This is a genomic window from Pseudorhodoferax soli (genome assembly GCF_003337555.1).
Classification (GTDB): Bacteria; Pseudomonadota; Gammaproteobacteria; order Burkholderiales; family Burkholderiaceae_C; genus Pseudorhodoferax; species Pseudorhodoferax soli.
Window position 1 is genome coordinate 130,714 of sequence record NZ_QPJK01000004.1, and the last position, 16,798, is coordinate 147,511.

At 69.9% G+C, this 16,798-nt stretch carries 17 protein-coding genes and 1 pseudogene; 10 read left to right on the plus strand and 8 right to left on the minus strand.

Translation table 11 applies throughout. The features are described 5' to 3' along the window. Positions 1–28: 28 nt before the first annotated feature. The 3 genes from DES41_RS15415 (at position 29) to DES41_RS15425 (ending at position 3,384) form a co-directional block, all read left to right on the plus strand. The gene (locus tag DES41_RS15415) at positions 29–1,213 is read left to right on the plus strand and encodes an amylo-alpha-1,6-glucosidase (protein WP_114468560.1); all 1,185 of its coding nucleotides are present in this window, start codon (positions 29–31) and stop codon (positions 1,211–1,213) included. Between the two features lie 94 nt (positions 1,214–1,307). Beyond that, positions 1,308–1,724, plus strand: a complete 417-nt coding sequence (locus DES41_RS15420; RefSeq protein WP_114468561.1) for a YgiW/YdeI family stress tolerance OB fold protein — start codon at positions 1,308–1,310, stop codon at positions 1,722–1,724. A 202-nt stretch (positions 1,725–1,926) separates the two neighbouring features. Continuing rightward, positions 1,927–3,384 (plus strand): amidase, encoded by a 1,458-nt coding sequence (locus DES41_RS15425; protein WP_114468562.1) that lies wholly within the window; start codon positions 1,927–1,929, stop codon positions 3,382–3,384. 10 nt (positions 3,385–3,394) lie between these two features. On the opposite strand, the gene DES41_RS15430 is transcribed toward DES41_RS15425, so the two are convergent. Beyond that, entirely contained in the window at positions 3,395–4,042 is a 648-nt protein-coding gene (locus tag DES41_RS15430; RefSeq protein WP_245965725.1) for a helix-turn-helix transcriptional regulator, read from the minus strand. Positions 4,043–4,139: 97 nt separating this feature from the next. Here DES41_RS15430 and DES41_RS15435 point away from each other — a divergent pair, with 97 nt between their 5' ends. Then, complete coding sequence (locus DES41_RS15435) at positions 4,140–5,126, plus strand: response regulator (protein ID WP_170168189.1); 987 nt, start codon at positions 4,140–4,142, stop codon at positions 5,124–5,126. Here the strand turns inward: DES41_RS15435 and DES41_RS15440 are convergent. The 3 genes and pseudogenes from DES41_RS15440 to DES41_RS39075 all read right to left on the minus strand — a co-directional run. Further along, positions 5,116–5,385, minus strand: coding sequence for a DUF2277 domain-containing protein (locus DES41_RS15440; RefSeq protein ID WP_114468564.1), 270 nt, complete (start codon positions 5,383–5,385; stop codon positions 5,116–5,118). The genes DES41_RS15435 and DES41_RS15440 overlap by 11 nt on opposite strands. Positions 5,386–5,400: 15 nt before the next feature. Further along, positions 5,401–5,871, minus strand: coding sequence for a rhodanese-like domain-containing protein (locus DES41_RS39070; RefSeq protein ID WP_245965754.1), 471 nt, complete (start codon positions 5,869–5,871; stop codon positions 5,401–5,403). A gap of 138 nt (positions 5,872–6,009) precedes the next feature. Next, positions 6,010–6,510, minus strand: a pseudogene (locus tag DES41_RS39075) (MBL fold metallo-hydrolase); the annotation flags it as partial. A gap of 139 nt (positions 6,511–6,649) precedes the next feature. Between DES41_RS39075 and DES41_RS15450 the strand changes: the two are divergent. From DES41_RS15450 to acuI, 6 genes are all read left to right on the plus strand, one after another. Continuing rightward, the gene (locus DES41_RS15450; RefSeq protein ID WP_114468566.1) at positions 6,650–7,768 is read left to right on the plus strand and encodes a TRAP transporter substrate-binding protein; all 1,119 of its coding nucleotides are present in this window, start codon (positions 6,650–6,652) and stop codon (positions 7,766–7,768) included. 78 nt (positions 7,769–7,846) lie between these two features. Beyond that, on the plus strand, positions 7,847–8,467 hold the full coding sequence (locus tag DES41_RS15455; RefSeq protein ID WP_114468567.1) for a TRAP transporter small permease subunit: 621 nt from the start codon (positions 7,847–7,849) through the stop codon (positions 8,465–8,467). Continuing rightward, positions 8,464–10,419 (plus strand): TRAP transporter large permease, encoded by a 1,956-nt coding sequence (locus DES41_RS15460; RefSeq protein ID WP_114468568.1) that lies wholly within the window; start codon positions 8,464–8,466, stop codon positions 10,417–10,419. The genes DES41_RS15455 and DES41_RS15460 overlap by 4 nt, the downstream gene beginning before the upstream one ends. A gap of 13 nt (positions 10,420–10,432) precedes the next feature. After that, a complete protein-coding gene (locus tag DES41_RS15465) occupies positions 10,433–11,257 on the plus strand; it encodes an ABC transporter substrate-binding protein (RefSeq protein WP_114468569.1) in 825 nt (274 codons plus the stop codon). A 26-nt stretch (positions 11,258–11,283) separates the two neighbouring features. Further along, positions 11,284–12,249 (plus strand): MBL fold metallo-hydrolase, encoded by a 966-nt coding sequence (locus DES41_RS15470; protein ID WP_245965726.1) that lies wholly within the window; start codon positions 11,284–11,286, stop codon positions 12,247–12,249. A gap of 60 nt (positions 12,250–12,309) precedes the next feature. Then, positions 12,310–13,293: an acrylyl-CoA reductase (NADPH) gene (gene acuI, locus DES41_RS15475; RefSeq protein WP_114468570.1), complete on the plus strand. Its 984-nt coding sequence runs from the start codon at positions 12,310–12,312 to the stop codon at positions 13,291–13,293. On the opposite strand, the gene DES41_RS15480 is transcribed toward acuI, so the two are convergent. The 4 genes from DES41_RS15480 to DES41_RS15495 form a co-directional block, all read right to left on the minus strand. Then, complete coding sequence (locus DES41_RS15480; RefSeq protein ID WP_114468571.1) at positions 13,283–14,560, minus strand: PEP-CTERM sorting domain-containing protein; 1,278 nt, start codon at positions 14,558–14,560, stop codon at positions 13,283–13,285. The genes acuI and DES41_RS15480 overlap by 11 nt on opposite strands. Positions 14,561–14,651: 91 nt before the next feature. Beyond that, positions 14,652–14,870, minus strand: coding sequence for a hypothetical protein (locus DES41_RS15485; protein WP_147282861.1), 219 nt, complete (start codon positions 14,868–14,870; stop codon positions 14,652–14,654). A gap of 84 nt (positions 14,871–14,954) precedes the next feature. After that, entirely contained in the window at positions 14,955–16,235 is a 1,281-nt protein-coding gene (locus tag DES41_RS15490; RefSeq protein WP_114468573.1) for a TRAP transporter large permease subunit, read from the minus strand. Further along, the gene (locus tag DES41_RS15495) at positions 16,232–16,798 is read right to left on the minus strand and encodes a TRAP transporter small permease (protein ID WP_114468574.1); all 567 of its coding nucleotides are present in this window, start codon (positions 16,796–16,798) and stop codon (positions 16,232–16,234) included. Before DES41_RS15495 ends, DES41_RS15490 begins: the two co-directional genes overlap by 4 nt.

The following is a 16,798-nucleotide window of genomic DNA, read 5'->3' on the forward strand; positions in this document are numbered from 1 at the left end:
TTTGCGCCCTGCTTCAGAATGCCCGGCCATGACCGACCCGCACCACGACCCCGCCACGCTGCTGGCCGACTGCACCCGGGCCGCGCTGGCCCTGCTGGAGGCCAACTGCACGCCGCACGGCATCCTGGCCGCCAGCCGCACGCAGGCGGCCGAGGCACGGCGCTACACGCGCATCTTCGGCCGCGATGCCGCCATCTGCGTGATGGCCATGTGCGGCAGCGGCGTGCCGGCACTGGAGCGTGGTGCCGTGGCCAGCCTCGAAGCACTGGCCGCGCAGCAGGCGCCGAACGGCCAGGTCCCCAAGTACGTGGACCCCGATGGCCTGGATGCGGACTTCTGGTACCTGGGCTGCATCGACGCCACGCTGTGGTGGCTGATCGCGGTGGACCATGTGCGCCGGCACGGCAGCGTGGGGGCCACGCGTTGGCAGGACGGTGTGCAGCGCGCCATCGGCTGGCTGCTGGCGCAGGAGCACCAGACCTTCCGGCTGCTGCAGCAGAACGAGGCCAGCGACTGGGCCGACATCATGCCGCGCTCGGGCTACGTGCTCTACACGAATGCGCTGTGGTTCGAGGTCAAGCGCCGCTTCGCGCTCGACGAGGCCGAGGCCACGTCGCACCACTTCAACCACCTGTTCAACCCGTTCCAGCGCGACCTGCCGGAGTACCACCGGGCTCGCCTGCTGCGCCACTATGCGCGGCGCGGCCGGCGCGATCCGGGGCTGTACCTCTCCTTCGTGAACCTGGCCGTGGTCGGCGACGAGGGCGACGTCTTCGGCAATGTGCTGGCCATGCTCTGCGGCCTGGCCGACGAGGCCATGGCCGCCCGCATCGCCGACACCATCACGGCCGCGCATGCAGACGTGCCCTACCCCGTGCGCGTGGTGCTGCACCCCCTGACGCGCCAACACGAGCTGTGGCGCCGCTACATGGAGCGGCACCAGCAGAACCTCGTGCACCAGTACCACAACGGCGGCATCTGGCCCTTCGTGGGCGGCTTCTGGGCGATGGCCTTGGCGCGGCTCGGGCGCAGGGACCAGGCGCAGAGCGTGCTGCTCGGGCTGGCGCAGGCCAATGCCGCGCATGGCTGGCGCTTCACCGAGTGGTTCCACGGCAGGACGTTGGAGCCGCGCGGCATGCCGGGCCAGAGCTGGAACGCGGCCGGCTTCCTGCTCGCGCAGCGCATGCTCGATGGCGGGCCGGCCAGCTGGTAGCGCGGCACATCAGATTGCCTTCATCTGCGGCGCGTCCAATGCAGCCACGCCGCGGAACGGGTCCGCGGCAAACGCACCGAAGGAGTTGACCACCATGCGCCACCACATCGCCACCGCCACCATCGCCGCCGCCCTGTTCGCGGGCGCCGCCGCACACGCCCAGCCGGCCGCCGGCTACACCGGCCCCAGCGTGGGCGCGCGGCCGGCGGCCACCGCGCAGCACGGCAGCTACAGCGGCCCGAGCTCGGTCCCGCTGATGACCGTCAAGCAGCTGCTGGAGACCGGCCAGGACGACCAGCATGCGCGCCTGCAGGGCCGCATCGTCTCGCACGACGGCGGCGACAAGTACACCTTCGCCGACGACAGCGGCCGCATCACGGTGGAGATCGACGACGACCGCTTTCCGGCCGGCCAGAGCATCGGCGCCGAGCAGCGCGTGGAGCTGTTCGGCGAGTTCGACAAGGGCCTGCGCAAACGCGAGTTCGAGGTCGACCGCATCACGGTCAACTGATCTCCCCCGTTTGGATGGCTACGCCATCCGATACCCCCCCGGGGGGCGCCGCGAGCGGCCGGGCAGAGCCCGGACCAAAGCGTCTGCTGGCATGGCCTGCTCCGCGGCCTTCGGCACCTCTACGCGCAAGCCAGCGCTTCATCGACATCGATGCTGCTCGGCACTGCGGATGCCAAGGTCGCAGTTGCCCTATAAACCGGGCATGCCCCAGAACATCCTCGATGCATTCGACGCCACCGGCCTCTCGCAGGCCCTGCACGCCGGCCAGCTGTCCTGCCGCGAACTGATGCAGGCCACACTGGCCCGCATCCATGAGCGCAACCCGCGCTTCAACGCCATCGTGAGCCTGCGCGAGCCCGAAGCCCTGGTGGCCGAGGCCGACGCGCACGATGCGCTGCTCGCGCGCGGCCAACCCAAGGGCTGGCTGCACGGCATTCCGCAGGCCATCAAGGACCTCTCGGCCACGGCCGGCATCGCCACGACGCACGGCTCGCCGCTGCTGGCGCAGCAGGTGCCGCGCGAGGACGAGCTGATGGTCGCGCGCATCAAGGCGGCCGGCGGCATCGTGATCGGCAAGACCAACACGCCCGAATTCGGCCTGGGCTCGCACACGTTCAACACGGTCTTCGGCACCACGGGCAACGCCTGGGACCCGGCGCGCTCGGCCGGCGGCAGCAGCGGCGGCGCGGCCGTGGCGCTGGCCCAGCGCATGCTGGCCGTGGCCGATGGCTCGGACTTCATGGGCAGCCTGCGCAACCCGGCGGGCTGGAACCACATCTTCGGCATGCGGCCCAGCCAGGGCCGCGTGCCCCAGGTGCCGGCCGCCGATGCCTGGCTGGCGCAACTGGGCACGGCCGGCCCGATGGCACGCACGGTGCGCGACCTGGCGCGCATGCTCGACACCCAGGCCGGGCACGATCCGCGGGCCCCGCTGTCGCTGGACGATGGCGCGCGCTTCGCCGAGGCGCTGGGCCAGGCCCATCGTGCATCGCGGCCGGTGCGCATCGCCTGGCTCGGCGACCTGGATGGCTACCTGCCCATGGAAGCCGGCGTGCTGGACTGCTGCGAGCAGGCGCTGCACCGCCTGGCCGCCCTGGGCTGCGTGGTCGAGCCCACGGCGCTCGGCACCGCGCCCGAGCCGGTCTGGGAGGCCTGGCTGGTCTGGCGCCGCGTGCTCGTGGGCGCGCGCATCGCGCCGCTGCTGGCGCTGCCGCAGGCACGCGAACGCATCAAGCCCGAGGCGCTGTGGGAATACGAGCAGGGCCAGGGCACCAGTGCCGCGCAGTTCATGGCCGCCAGCAGCCGGCGCACCGCCTTCTACCAGCACCTGCTCGGCCTGTTCGAGCACCACGATGTGCTGGCCCTGCCCAGCGCGCAGGTCTGGCCCTTTGCGGCCACGGAGCGCTGGCCCGCGCAGATCGCCGGCCGCACGATGGACACCTACCACCGCTGGATGGAGGTGGTGATCTACGCCACCTTCGCGGGCCTGCCGGCCATCAGCATCCCGGCGGGCTTCGGGCAGGGCTTGCACAAAGGCCTGCCGATGGGCCTGCAGCTGATCGGCCGGCCGCGCGACGACGCCGGTGTGCTGCGCCTGGCTGCCGCCTACGAGGCGGCCGAGCAGGCACTGCTGCGCGCCGCGCCGCCGGCAAGCGGTTGATGCGCCGCCCCTAGATCGCGCCGAGCCAGCAGGCGCGCTGGATCGCCGCCATCTTGTTGTCTGCGCCGAGCTTGGCCATGGCGTTGGCCATGTGGAAGTTCACCGTGCGCTCGGAGCACGCCATGCGCTCGGCACTGGCGCGCGCGGTCAAGCCGTCGAAGGCCAGGCGCAGGCACTCTTCCTCGCGCCGCGTCAGCGGGCTCCAGGCCGCCACCAGCGCGCTGCGCAGGGTGGGCCAGAACCCCTGGGCGAGCCAGCCCAGCATGGCCGCATGGCTGCGCTGCTGCTGTTCGCCGGAGACGAACAGAAAGCAATCGAAGCTGCGCCCGGCCGGCAAGCCGAAGCTCACGCGCACCACCGCCTGCAGGCCCAGCGCCATCCAGGTGCTGCGCCAGTGCGCATCGACCTCGGCCTCGGGCTGGTGCAACGGCCGCGCCAGCGCCTGCCAGGCCACGGCCGGCATGCCAAGGCGCTGCGGACCTTCGCCGAAATCGGGGCTGCGCGCCAGCGCATAGGCCGCCTGCTGCGCGCTGAGCGGGTAGACGGCCAGCACGCGGCGCTCGGACGGGTCGCCCTGCAGCTCCGGCCCCAGCACCACGATGGCCCCCACATCCTGCGCGGCAAGCGCGTGCAACCACTCCCGCAGGAGTTCGATCAAGGTGCGACTGGCAGTTCTGACAGGTGAGCGTGGCGACATGGGAAAACCTTGCCGTGACAATACCACCGGCACTTTCCAGGACCCACCTGCCCCCTCCATGAGCCTTCCGCTGTTCCATTGCCCCGGCAGTTTTTCGTTCCTGGACGACGATCCGGACTACCTGCAGATGCTGGCACTGATGCTGCCCGGCCACTGGAACGTGCGCCTGCACACCAGCGTCGACGAATGCCTGGGCCTGCTGCAGCAGGAGTCGGCCGTCTGGGAAGACGATGCCTGGGCGCAGCAGCAGATCATCGACCGCTGGCGCCAGGGCGCCACGCCGCTGCTGCCCCAGGTGCTGGCCTACTGGGCCGGGCCGGCGCGTGCGCGCTACGCGCTGACGCACGCCTGCATCGTCGACTACTCGATGCCGCAGATGAACGGCCTGGATGCGCTGGCAGCGCTCAGCGACTGGCCCGGCCTGCGCGTGCTGCTCACCGGCCAGGCGGACGAGCAGATCGCGGTCGATGCCTTCAACCGCGCGCTGATCGACCAGTTCCTGCCCAAGCAGGACCCCGACGTGGCCGCGCGCCTGCTGACGGTGCTGCGCCACATGCCCTCGAACGCCAACACGCGGGCCTCGCAAATCTGGCGCAGCACGCTGACGCCGGTACAGAACGCACAGCTGCGCGTGCCTTCCACCGCGCGTGCGCTGCAGCAGTTGCTGGACCAGCACGGCTTCGTCGAGCATGTGGTGCTGGGCGACCCGTTCGGCATCCTCGGGCGCACGGCGGCCGGCGCGGTCGGCTGGCTGCAGCTCGAACCCGTGTCCGGGCTCGAGGAGCTGGAGCAGCTGGCCGAGGCCGCGGGCCTGGACGCCGATGCGCTGGCCGACATCCGGCACGGCCGCCGGCTCGTCGACCTGGAACTGGGCCAGGCCCTGGGGCGTGGCGCGGTGCCCCGGCTGCAGCCGGCATTCCCGATCGGGCTGGACGACTCCCTGATCGGCGCACTGTTCATGCTGGACGCGGCGCACCAGCTGCCGGCGGACAGCAGCTACGCGGCCTGGCTCGCGTGCCAGCCCGAGCGGCAGGTCAGGCGCTGAAGCGGGCCGCGCTGCGCGCGCGGGCCTTGTCGGCTTCTTCTTCCCGGTTCCTCGGCCCGGCCGTCGTCACGAGTTCGGCCAGCAATGCGGTGGCCGTGGCCGTGACGGCCTCGACCGCCTGCGCGAAGGCCGCCTCATTGGCCTTGGACGGCACCGAGAAGCCCGAGAGCTTGCGCACGAACTGCAGCGATGCCGCGCGGATCTCCAGCTCGGTCGCGGGCGGTTCGAAGTTGAACAAGGTCTTGATGCTGCGGCACATGGCGGCCTCCGCGCTTCAGTTCTGCCGCCAGGGCAGGCCGCGCAAGCGCCAGCCGCCCTTGCGGTTGCGGTGCGCATCGGCATCGGGGTCGCCCTCGAAGCCTTCGAGGATGTTGTAGGCCTCGATGCCGAGCTCGGCCGCACGCTTGGCCGCTGCCACCGAGCGCACGCCGCTGCGGCACAGCAGCAGCACCTTGCCGCCCGCGGGCACGGCGGCGCGCAGCGCGCTGTCGAAGTCCGGGTTCAGCGCCATGCCGGGCCATTGCTTCCAGGCCACGGGCACGGCGCCGGGCACGAAGCCCACCCACTCGCGCTCGGCGTCGGTCCGCACATCCACCAGCACCGCCTGGCCCTGCGCGAACCACTGCGCGGCCAGCGTGGGCGTCACGTCCCCGGCGTAGCCGCTGGCCGGCCGCGGCGCCTCGTCGGGCAACGCCGCGGCGCGGCCCAGCCCGGACTGCAGGTTGGCCGGCACGGCCTCGTCCATGCGCTTGGGGCGCGGCAGGTTCAAGCCTTCCATGATGGCCACGAACTCGGCCTCGCTCTTGCCGGCCACGCGCGGGTTCGACTGCTTCTCCGCACCGATGGTCGAGCTGGTGCGGCCCTGGTAGTCATGGCCGGGCCAGACCACGGTGGCATCGGGCAGCTGGAACAGCACGCCCGTGATGCTGCGGTACAGCGCCTCGGCGCTGCCCGACTGGAAGTCGGTGCGGCCGCAGCCGCCGATCAGCAAGGTGTCGCCCGTGAACACATGGCCCTGCCACAGGTAGCACATGCTGCCGGCCGTGTGGCCGGGCGTGTGCAGCACGCGCAGGCGCTGCTCGCCGAAGGCGATCTCCTCGCCGTCGTGCAGCTGCACCGATGCGGTGGTGATGCCGCAGCCCGCGGGGGCCGCCGTGCGCGCGCCGGCATGCTCGGCCAGCAGCCCGGCGCTGGTCACGTGGTCGGCATGGGCATGGGTCTCCAGCGTCCAGGCCAGCTGCAGGCCGTGCTCGCGCAGCAGCGCCAGGTCGCGCTCGACCTGCGTGTCCACGGGATCGATGATCACGGCCGCGCGCGTGGCGGGGTCGGCCAGCACATAGGTGTAGGTGCTGGAGGCGGGATCGAAGAGCTGGATGGGGTCCATGGCATGCCTGCGAAAAGGGCGGATTTCCTCAGTGTAGGTGCGTAGTGGTATTCCCTGTCGGGGACATTCCGGTTGGCCGAGGTTGTCATATCACCCAACATGTATGCGCCTTCTGTTCACAACCACTGGAGACACATCGATGACCCAAGCCAAGACCTCTGCCGCGCCGCGCCGTCGCAACCTGCTCAAAGGAGCCGCCGTGGCCGCCGGTGCCATGTCGGCCCCCATGGTCAGCCAGGCCCAGACCACCACGCTGCGCTTCCAGAGCACGTGGCCGGCCAAGGACATCTTCCACGAGTACGCGCAGGACCTGGCCAAGAAGATCAACGACATGGCGGGCAACCGCCTGAAGATCGACGTGCTGCCGGCCGGCTCGGTGGTGCCCGCGTTCCAGCTGCTCGACGCGGTCGGCAAGGGCACGCTGGACGGCGGCCATGGCGTGATCGCCTACTGGTATGGCAAGAACTCGGCGCTGGCGCTGTGGGGCTCGGGCCCGGGCTTCGGCATGGACGCCAACATGGTGCTGGCCTGGCACTACTACGGCGGCGGCAAGGCCCTTGTCGAGGAGATCTACAAGAGCCTGAACCTGGACGTGGTCTCCTACATGTACGGCCCCATGCCGGTCCAGCCGCTGGGCTGGTTCAAGAAGCCGGTGGCCAAGGCCGACGACATGAAGGGCCTGAAGTTCCGCACCGTGGGCCTGGCGGTGGACGTGTTCACTGACATGGGCGCGGCCGTCAACCCGCTGCCCGGCGGCGAGATCGTGCCCGCGCTGGACCGCGGCCTGATCGACGCGGCCGAATTCAACAATGCCTCCAGCGACCGCGTGCTGGGCTTTCCCGATGTGGCCAAGAACTGCATGCTGCAGAGCTTCCACCAGAGCGGCGAGCAGTTCGAGGTGCTGTTCAACAAGACCAAGCTCAATGCGCTGCCGGCCGAGCTCAAGTCCATCGTCGACTACGGTGTGCAGGCCGCCAGCGCCGACATGAGCTGGAAGGCCATCGAGCGCAATTCCAAGGACTACGAGGAGCTCAAGAAGCAGGGCATCAAGTTCTACAAGACGCCCGACGCGATCCTGCGCGCGCAGCTGGCGTCCTGGGACAAGGCGGTCGCGGCCAAGGCCAAGGACAACCCGATGTTCAAGAAGGTGCTGGACTCGCAGCGCGCGTTCGCACAGCGCGCCGGCCAGTGGCACAACGACTACACCGTCGACTTCAAGATGGCCTACAACCACTACTTCGCGCAGAAGAAGAGTTGATGCCTCGCACGCTTGTGCCGTGACAAGGGCGCCCTGAGCGGCGCCCTTGTCGTTGTCTGCCCCTGTGAAAAGCGAGTCATGCAAAAGCTCCTGCTTGCGATCGACACGATCTCCACCTTCATCGGCAAGACCGCGGCCTGGGCCGTGGTCGCCCTCACGGTCCTGATCAGCTGGGAGGTGTTCTCCCGCTACGCGCTGAACAACCCGCACGCCTGGGTGCTGGACGCGCAGATCATGCTGTACGGCACGCTGTTCATGCTGGCCGGCGCCTACACGCTGGCCAAAGGCGGCCACGTGCGTGGCGACGTGCTCTACGGCTTCTTCAGCCCGCGCGCGCAGGCCGGCGTGGACCTCGTGCTCTACATCGTCTTCTTCCTGCCCGGCGTGCTGGCCATGACCTGGGCCGGCTGGACCTACGCGCAGGAGTCGCTCGCCATCCGCGAGCAGACCTTCTCGGCCACGCCGCTGCCGCTGTACCCGTTCAAGTTCGTGATCCCCGTGGCTGCGGCCGCGTTGTTGCTGCAGGGCCTGGCGGAGATCGCGCGCTGCGTGATCTGCCTGAAGACCGGCGCCTGGCCGAGCCGCGAAGAGGACGTGCAGGAGGTCGACGTCGACAAGCTCAAGGAGATGGTGCACGTGAAGGATGCCGACATCGCCGCGCTGGACCGCCAGCTTGCCGCCAAGCAAGGGAGGGCCTGAGCATGCGCAAGGAACTGTGGTTCGGCTTCTCCATCATGGGCCTGGTGCTGCTGTCCATCGTCTGGATGCTGCTGGGCGTGGACAAGATCACGCATGGCCACCAGGGCCTGTTGATGCTGTCGCTGGTGGTCATCGCCATCATGCTGGGCTTCCCGACGGCCTTCACGCTGATGGGCATGGGCATGATCTTCACCTGGCTGGCCTACGACGGCGACATCCGGCGCACGCTCGACCTGATGGTGCAGGCAGCCTACAAGAGCATGGCCAACGACGTGCTGATCGCGATCCCGCTCTTCGTGTTCATGGGCTATCTGGTCGAGCGCGCCAACCTGATCGAGAAGCTCTTCAAGAGCATGCACCTGGCCATGGCGCGCGTGCCCGGTTCGCTGGCCGTCGCCACGCTCGTCACCTGCGCCATCTTCGCCACGGCCACCGGCATCGTCGGTGCCGTGGTCACGCTGATGGGCCTGCTGGCGCTGCCGGCCATGCTGCGTGCCGGCTACAGCACCTCGATGGCGGCCGGCGCCATCACGGCAGGTGGTTGCCTGGGCATCCTGATTCCGCCCTCGGTGCTGCTGATCCTGTACGGCGCCACGGCCGGCGTGTCGGTGGTGCAGCTGTATGCGGGCGCCTTCTTCCCGGGCCTGATGCTGGCCGGGCTGTACGTGGTCTACGTCATCATCATGGCCAAGATCAAGCCGCAGTGGGCGCCGCCGCTGTCGGCCGAAGAGCGCCGCGTGGACCTGCCGGCGCCCATCCGCGCTTTGCCGGCCGATGCGGGGAACCATGCGCCCCGGCGCCTGCTGCAGGCGCTCAAAGGCAAGCGCAACGCCGAGGTGCCGACGGGCTACGTGCTGCGCCAGCTCGCGTTGGTGTTGCTGCCCGGCCTGCTCTTCGTGCTGCTGGCGGCGGGCACCTGGCGTTCCGTGACCACGGTGCAGGCCGAGGCGCAGTACGACATCCAGCCCATCGGTGCGGAAAGTTCCAGCAGCGCGCCCGCCGAAGGCGGCCTGCAGGAACCACCGACCGACGGCGCCCTGCAGGAGCCGCCCGCCGAGGGCGCGCTGCAAGAACCTCCCGTGGAAGGGGCGGTGCAGGAGCCGCCGGGCGCCGAGCCGCCCCCCGCCGCCGCCGCAGCGGCCGAGCCGGCCAGTGCGCCTGCCGCAACCGCGGAGGCGGCGGCGGCCGAACGCAAGCCGGCACCGACCTGGTGGTGGGTCGGCTTCGCGGTGCTGGGGGCGCTGGTGGCGGTCTTCTACCTGTTCCTCAGCTTCGCGCGGCTGGAAATCTTCAAGATGCTGCTGGCCTCGTTCTTCCCCCTGGTGGTGCTGATCCTCTCCGTGCTGGGCTCCATCGTGTTCGGCCTGACCACCCCGACGGAGGCGGCCGCCATGGGCTCGCTGGGCGGCTTCCTGCTGGCGGCCGCCTACCGGCGGCTCAGCATGGACGTGGTGAAGGAGTCCGTCTACCTCACCGCCAAGACCTCGGCCATGGTCTGCTGGCTGTTCGTGGGCTCGGCCATCTTCTCCGCCGCGTTCGCCCTGCTGGGCGGGCAGGAGCTGATCGAGAAATGGGTGCTCTCCATGAACCTCTCCAAGGTGGAGTTCCTGGTGCTCTCGCAGATCGTGATCTTCCTGCTGGGCTGGCCGCTGGAGTGGACCGAGATCATCGTGATCTTCATGCCCATCTTCATCCCACTGCTGGACCACTTCGGCGTGGACCCGCTGTTCTTCGGCCTGCTCGTGGCACTGAACCTGCAGACCGCCTTCCTGTCGCCGCCGGTGGCGATGTCGGCCTTCTATCTGAAGGGCGTGGCGCCGCCGCATGTCACGCTGAACCAGATCTTCGCCGGCATGATCCCGTTCATGGGCATCCAGATCCTGGCGATCTTCCTGCTGTACCAGTGGCCCGGCATCGGCCTGTGGTTGCCCCAGACCTTGTACGGCCGCTGAGGCGACAACACCCATGACCACGCAGAACCATCCAAGCGACCCGCTGCGCCGGCGCCTGTGCGCTGCCGCCGGCCTGCTGCTCGGCGGTTGCGCCGCGGTGGCGCCGCCGGACGTGGGCGCCGTGCGCGCCGACCTGGCGCCCTCGGGCACGCTGCGCGCGGCGATCAACTTCGGCAACCCCATCCTCGCCGCGCGCGGCAGCGGCGGCGAACCGCGGGGCGTCTCGGTCGACCTGGCACGCGAGGCAGCACGGCGCCTGGGCCTGCCGGTCGAACTGGTGCTGTTCAACTCGGCCGGCAACGTCGTCGAGGCGGTCAAGGCGCGCCAGGTCGACCTGGCCTTCGTGGCCATCGACCCGGTGCGCGGTGCCGACACCGAGTACACCGCGCCCTATGTCGTCATCGAAGGCGCCTACCTGGTGCGCAACGGTTCGGCGCTGCAGCGCAACGAGGAGGTCGACCGGCCCGGCACGCGCGTGGTGGTGGGCCGCGGCAGTGCCTACGACCTGTACCTCACCCGCGAGATCAAGGCCGCCACGCTGGTGCGCGCACCGACCTCGCCCGCCGTGACCGACATGTTGCTGGCGCAGGGCCTGGACGTGGCCGCCGGTGTGAAGCAGCAGCTCGAAGCCGATGCCCGCCGGGTGGGCGGCGTGCGGCTGCTGCCGGGCCGCTTCATGGTGATCGAGCAGGCCATGGGCGTGCCCAAGGGGCGCACCACGGCGCAGGCCTGGCTCAGCCGCTTCATCGAGGAGATGAAGGCCACGGGTTTCGTGGCGGACGCCCTGCGCCGGCACGCGATCGAGGGCGCGGTGGTCGCGCCGCGCCGCGCAAGCTGAAGATCCACACCACAACGGAGACGCCCATGGCGATGCACTACCGAACCGTGGCGGCTGCCACCCTGGCCGCGGCGCTGGGCACGGCAGCCCTGGCCCAGAACGTCAAGGTCACGCCGCTGGGCGGCATCGACGGCGAGTTCTGCCCGCAGGACCGCGCGTTGGTGTTCGAGGACCCGAACGGCACACGCATCCTGTACGACCCGGGCCGCACGGTGGCCGGCGCCACCGATCCGCGGCTGGGCCGGATCGACATCGTCCTCGTGAGCCACATGCACGGCGACCACATCGGCAACGCCCACAACGCGGCGCCGAACGCCGGCAGTTGCGACAAGCCCGACATGTCGGTCTCGGCCATGCCCAATTCGTCGGCGGTCAACATCGCGCTGGCCAAGAAGGCCAAGATCGTCACCGGTAGCGAGATGCCGCCCTTCTTCGCGGCCAAGCTCAAGGCCAACGGTGGCAACCCGGCCGACGCCATGCTGGCGCGCTTCGGCGGCAGCGTCACGGTGGGCGGCGTGCGCATTGCCACCGTCACGGCGCTGCACAGCAACGGCGTGGACCCGGAATACTTCGGCGGCGAACTCGGCAGGGCCATGAAGGAGGCCGGCCTCGCAGGCAGCGTCGGCCCGGCCACGGGCTACGTGCTGCGCTTCAGCACCGGCCTGTCGGTCTACCTGTCCGGCGACACGGGCATCACGGCCGACCAGGAGCACGTGGTGCGCGACTACTACCAGGCCAAGCTCGCCGTGATGAACATGGGCGACGGCTTCAGCACCGGGCCGCGGGAGGCGGCGTTCGTCATCAACGACCTGGTCAAGCCGGCAGCCGTGATCGCCTCGCATGCCAACGAGGTGGGCACGGTCGGCGGCAAGGTCCGCCCTGGCAGCAAGACCGAGGCCTTCATCCAGGCAGTGAAGGTGCCGGTGCACGTCCCGCTGTCGGGCAGGACGCTGGAGTTCGACACCGCCGGGCTCTGCGCCGCGGGCTGCTGATCCCCGCGCCACCGGACGGCTTTCGCACCGCGGTCAGAATGGTGCGCAGGAGGTCATGCCATGTTCAAGGCTCTGGTGATCGAGAAGGACGAGGCCGGTTACCGCGCTGGCGTGCGGGCGGTCGACGACGCCGCACTGCCCGCGGGCGAGGTGCTGGTGCGGGTGGAGTACTCCACCATCAACTACAAGGACGGGCTGGCCATCACGGGCAAGTCGCCCGTGGTGCGCAGCTTTCCCCTGCATGCGGGCATCGACTTCGCGGGCGTGGTCGAGGCCAGCGAGGACGCGCGCTTCAAGGTGGGCGACCGCGTGGTGCTGAACGGCTGGGGCGTGGGGGAGTCGCATTCGGGCGGCCTGGCGCAAAAGGCCCGCGTGAAGGCCGATTGGCTGGTGCCGCTGCCCGAGGGCCTGACCACGCGCCAGGCCATGGCCATCGGCACGGCCGGCTACACCGCCATGCTGTGCGTGCTGGCGCTGGAGCGCCACGGCCTTCTGCCGGGCATGGGCGATGTGCTGGTCACTGGCGCCAACGGTGGCGTGGGCAGCGTGGCCATCACGCTGCTGGCCGGGCTGGGCCACCGTGTCGTGGCCTCGACCGGCCGCACCGGCGAGGCCGCCTACCTGCAGGGCCTGGGCGCTGCCGAGGTCATCGACCGGGCCGAGCTCTCTGCGCCCGGCAAACCGCTCGGCAAGGAGCGCTGGGCCGCCGTGGTCGATTCGGTCGGCAGCCACACGCTGGCCAACGCCTGCGCGCAGACGCGCTATGGCGGCGCCGTGGCCGCCTGCGGCCTGGCCCAGGGCCTGGACTTCCCCGCCTCGGTGGCGCCGTTCATCCTGCGCGGCATCACGCTGTACGGCATCGACAGCGTGATGGCCAAGCCCTCGGTGCGCATGCCGGCCTGGGAGCGGCTGGCGCGCGACCTGGACCTGGCCAGGCTGGACGCGATCACGACCGAGATCGGGCTGGGCGATGCCGTGCAGGCCGGCACCGACATCCTGGCCGGCCGGGTGCGCGGCCGGCTGGTGGTGGACGTCAACCGTTGAGCCTGCGCTGGCGCAGCGCCAGCCCCGCCAGCCCGGCGAGCAGCAGCGCCGCCATGGGCGGTTCCGGCACCTCCTGCGTGATGGGCGTCTGCGTGCCGGTGAAGCGGCCGTCGCCGGTGAAGCTGACGCCGGTCACGAAGGCCGTCGTGTCGCCGGGGTCCAGGCCGGCGCCCACCTCGATGCCGGTGACGCGGAAGCGGTCCACCCCCAGCAGGTCGAAGTCGTAGGCCGTGCCGCCGAGCCAGTCCGCCACCACCAGCAGCCAGTCGCTGCCGGTCCACAGCCACAGGTCGTACAGGCCGTCGCCGATCTCGCTGGGCAGGATCACGCTGCGAAAGTTCGGGTCGCCGGCCCCGATCTGGTAGTCGTAGCCCACTGCGACGAAGGGGTCGATGTAGTAGGTGGTGTTCACCGCGACGGCGAAGTTGAACTCGAAGGCGCCGTCCGCCCGCACGGCCGGCAGCTGCACCTGCTGGCCACCGGTCTCGGTCGGCGTGAACTCCGCGTACACCCGGGCCACGGATTGCAGGTTGCTGTTGTTGGTGCGCGTGCTGCCGTCGCGCGTCTGCAGTGCGGAGATCTCGATGGTGTATTGCTTGCCGAGCGCGAACGCGTACCCGGGCACGGAGAAGTCCGCGGGATTCACCGTGTAGCTGGTGCCCTGCAAGTCGCGGCTCATGACCTGGCCGTTGCTGATCGGGCCCCTGCCCGGGTCGTTGTTGACCAGCGCGCGGTCGAAGATGTTCACGCGGTAACCCTGCACCGGGTCTTGCGCCGGTGGCGTCCAGCTGAAGGTCGGCGCTGCGGCCGTGCCGGCCAACGCGATGCTCTTGACGAAACCGATCGGCCGCGCACCGGACGGCATCTGCACCTGCGCGCTCGCGCTTTCGTTGCCCTTGCTGAAGCGCAGCGTCCAGGGCTCGAACAGATTGGGATGCAGGGCGCCGCTGGTCGGCAGCGCCAGGTAGCGCGAGAAGAAGTTGGGGATGCTGGGCCCGGGATTCGGGTTGAGCGTGCGTTGCACCAGGCCGCCACCGAACACATCGACGGTGCTGGCCAGGCCCGTGATGCCGGCCGGGCTGCCGGTGCTGCTGTCGACGACGGAGTTGGCGCCCAGGCGCACATAGGCGCCTTCGAGGAAGCCCAGCGTGTTCTGTGCGCGCGTCTCGAAGTTGATGAACGGCGTGGTGATGACGATGCCGGCCTGCGCCGGCACGGCAGCCGCAAGACACAGGCCCGCGAGGGCCGAACGGATGGATTGCGACATGGGCTGCTCCTGAGATGGGGGCCCCGATCACACCAGCCTGGCGGGCCCGGTGCATCGTCAGGACTGACGAGGCAGCTTCAGGCCGAGGGCGTCAGTCGCGGAACGTGTCTGGCTGCGCCGGCGGGGCCGGCGAACGGCCCAGCGCCAGCACCAGTGCACAGCCGAGTGCAAAGAGCAGTGCGCCGAACGGTGGCTCGGGCATGCGCCAGCCGAACGCCACGGCCGGCACCTCGGGCAGCAACACGACCGCTGCCGTGGCGCTGGCGAACAGCATCAGGCAGCAGACGGAAACAAGACGGGTGATGGACATGCCGCGATGAAACCACTTTTGCACCCGTTCCGGCATCTGCAAGATGGTGGAAGTTATGTGTTTTCAGCGCCGGCATGACCATGGTCACCCCGCCAGCCAACGCGCCGGCACCGTGACCAGCGCCGGGAACACGACCATCACGAACATGATGGAGAACTCGGCCACCATGAACGGCATGACGCCGCGGGCCACCTCGTCCAGCCGCATCTTGCCGACCCCGGCCACCACGTTCAGCACCGCACCCACCGGCGGCGTGACCAGGCCGATGGAGGTGTTGATGATGAACATCACGCCGAAATACACCGGGTCGATGCCCGCGGCCTGCACCACCGGCATCAGCACCGGCGTGAGGATCAGGATGGTGGGCGTCATGTCCATCGCCGTGCCGACCAGCATCACCAGCACCATGATGGCGGCCATCAGGAGGATCGGGCTGCCCAGGAACGGCTCCAGCATGCCCACCACCATCGCCGGCAGGTTGGCCACCGTGATCAGCCAGGCGCTGACCATCGCCGCGGCGATCAGGAACATCACCACCGCGCTGGTCTTGGCCGCGCCGACGAACACGCCGTAGAACTGCGAGACCTTCAGCTCGCGGTAGATCACCGTGGAGACGAACAGCGCGTAGACCGCCGCCACCACTGCGGCCTCGGTCGGCGTGAACACGCCCATGCGCAGGCCCACCAGGATGATCACCGGCAGCAGCAGCGCCCAGGTCGCCTCGCGCGCGGCGCGCAGGATCTCTGCACGCGACTTGCGCGGCGGCGGCACGATGTCCTCGCGCCGCACCAGCCAGGCCCAGGTGATCCACAGCGCGCCGCCGATCAGGAGGCCCGGCACGATGGCCGCCAGGAACAGCTTGGAAATCGACACGTTGCCGGCCACGCCGAAGATCACCAGCCCGATGCTGGGCGGAATCACCGGGCCGATCACGCCGATGGAGGCGATCAGCCCGCCAGAGCGCAGCTTGCTGTGCCCGGCCTGCACCATCATCGGCAACAGCAGCGCCGACAGCGCGGCCGCGTCCGCCACCGCCGAACCCGACAGCGCCGACAGCAGGCAGCCGGCCATGATGGCCACGTAGCCCAGGCCGCCCTTCACGTGGCCCACCACCGCCAGCGCGAGATTCACGATGCGGCGCGACAGGCCGCCCACGTTCATGACCTCGCCGGCCAGCATGAAGAACGGCACGGCCAGCAGCGGGAAACTGTCGGCGCCGCCGACCAGGTTCTGCGCCAGGATCTGCGGGTCCAGCAGGTCCAGGTGCGCCATCAGCGCCAGGCCCGAACCGAGCAGCGCGAACGCGATGGGAATGCCCAGCGCCATGCCGCCCAGCAGCGCACCGAGAAAGATCACGAGGGTCATGTGCGGGCTCCTCCGCGTTTGGCGCCGGCTTGCTCGAGCACATGGCGCAGCTGCGCGGCTTCTTCGGAGTCCTGCACCATGACCAGTTCGTCGTCGCCGACGCGGCCGCTGACGATGCGGACCAGGTCGAGCAGCAGCACCAGGCCCGCCAGCACCGAGAACACCAGGCCGGCCGAAGCCACCCAGGCCATGGACCAGCCCGTGGTCGGCGCGGTCACATCCCAGTTGATGCGGGTCTGCTCCAGGCTGCCCTTGAACAGCATGGCCACGATGCCCAGCATCAGCGCATGGCCCAATACCAGGCAGGCGCGCTGTGCCAGCGGCGGCAGCCGGCGCACCAGCATGTCGACGCCCATGTGCGCGTGCTGGCGCAGGGCCACCACGGCACCCAGGAAGGTGCCCCAGATGAACAGCCAGCGCGACAGTTCCTCGGACACCGTGATGCCGCTGTTGAAGCCGTAGCGCAGCACCACGTTGCCGAACACCAGCACCACCATGGTGGCCAGCGCGAGCGCGATCAGCCCCTCGAGCCCTTTGCAGAGCCCGTCGATCATGCGGTTCAT

Excerpts from the sequence above, each read along its gene's own strand:
- DES41_RS15495 (WP_114468574.1), bottom strand. The coding sequence starts at position 16,798 with ATGAACCGCATGATCGACGGGCTCTGCAAAGGGCTCGAGGGGCTGATC.
- DES41_RS39070 (WP_245965754.1), bottom strand. The coding sequence starts at position 5,871 with ATGGACGAGGCCGTGCCGGCCAACCTGCAGTCCGGGCTGGGCCGCGCC.
- DES41_RS15415 (WP_114468560.1), top strand. The coding sequence starts at position 29 with ATGACCGACCCGCACCACGACCCCGCCACGCTGCTGGCCGACTGCACC.
- DES41_RS15470 (WP_245965726.1), top strand. The coding sequence starts at position 11,284 with ATGGCGATGCACTACCGAACCGTGGCGGCTGCCACCCTGGCCGCGGCG.
- DES41_RS15450 (WP_114468566.1), top strand. The coding sequence starts at position 6,650 with ATGACCCAAGCCAAGACCTCTGCCGCGCCGCGCCGTCGCAACCTGCTC.
- DES41_RS15425 (WP_114468562.1), top strand. The coding sequence starts at position 1,927 with ATGCCCCAGAACATCCTCGATGCATTCGACGCCACCGGCCTCTCGCAG.
- DES41_RS15490 (WP_114468573.1), bottom strand. The coding sequence starts at position 16,235 with ATGACCCTCGTGATCTTTCTCGGTGCGCTGCTGGGCGGCATGGCGCTG.
- acuI (WP_114468570.1), top strand. The coding sequence starts at position 12,310 with ATGTTCAAGGCTCTGGTGATCGAGAAGGACGAGGCCGGTTACCGCGCT.
- DES41_RS15465 (WP_114468569.1), top strand. The coding sequence starts at position 10,433 with ATGACCACGCAGAACCATCCAAGCGACCCGCTGCGCCGGCGCCTGTGC.
- DES41_RS15440 (WP_114468564.1), bottom strand. The coding sequence starts at position 5,385 with ATGTGCCGCAGCATCAAGACCTTGTTCAACTTCGAACCGCCCGCGACC.
- DES41_RS15420 (WP_114468561.1), top strand. The coding sequence starts at position 1,308 with ATGCGCCACCACATCGCCACCGCCACCATCGCCGCCGCCCTGTTCGCG.
- DES41_RS15455 (WP_114468567.1), top strand. The coding sequence starts at position 7,847 with ATGCAAAAGCTCCTGCTTGCGATCGACACGATCTCCACCTTCATCGGC.
- DES41_RS15435 (WP_170168189.1), top strand. The coding sequence starts at position 4,140 with ATGAGCCTTCCGCTGTTCCATTGCCCCGGCAGTTTTTCGTTCCTGGAC.
- DES41_RS15480 (WP_114468571.1), bottom strand. The coding sequence starts at position 14,560 with ATGTCGCAATCCATCCGTTCGGCCCTCGCGGGCCTGTGTCTTGCGGCT.
- DES41_RS15485 (WP_147282861.1), bottom strand. The coding sequence starts at position 14,870 with ATGTCCATCACCCGTCTTGTTTCCGTCTGCTGCCTGATGCTGTTCGCC.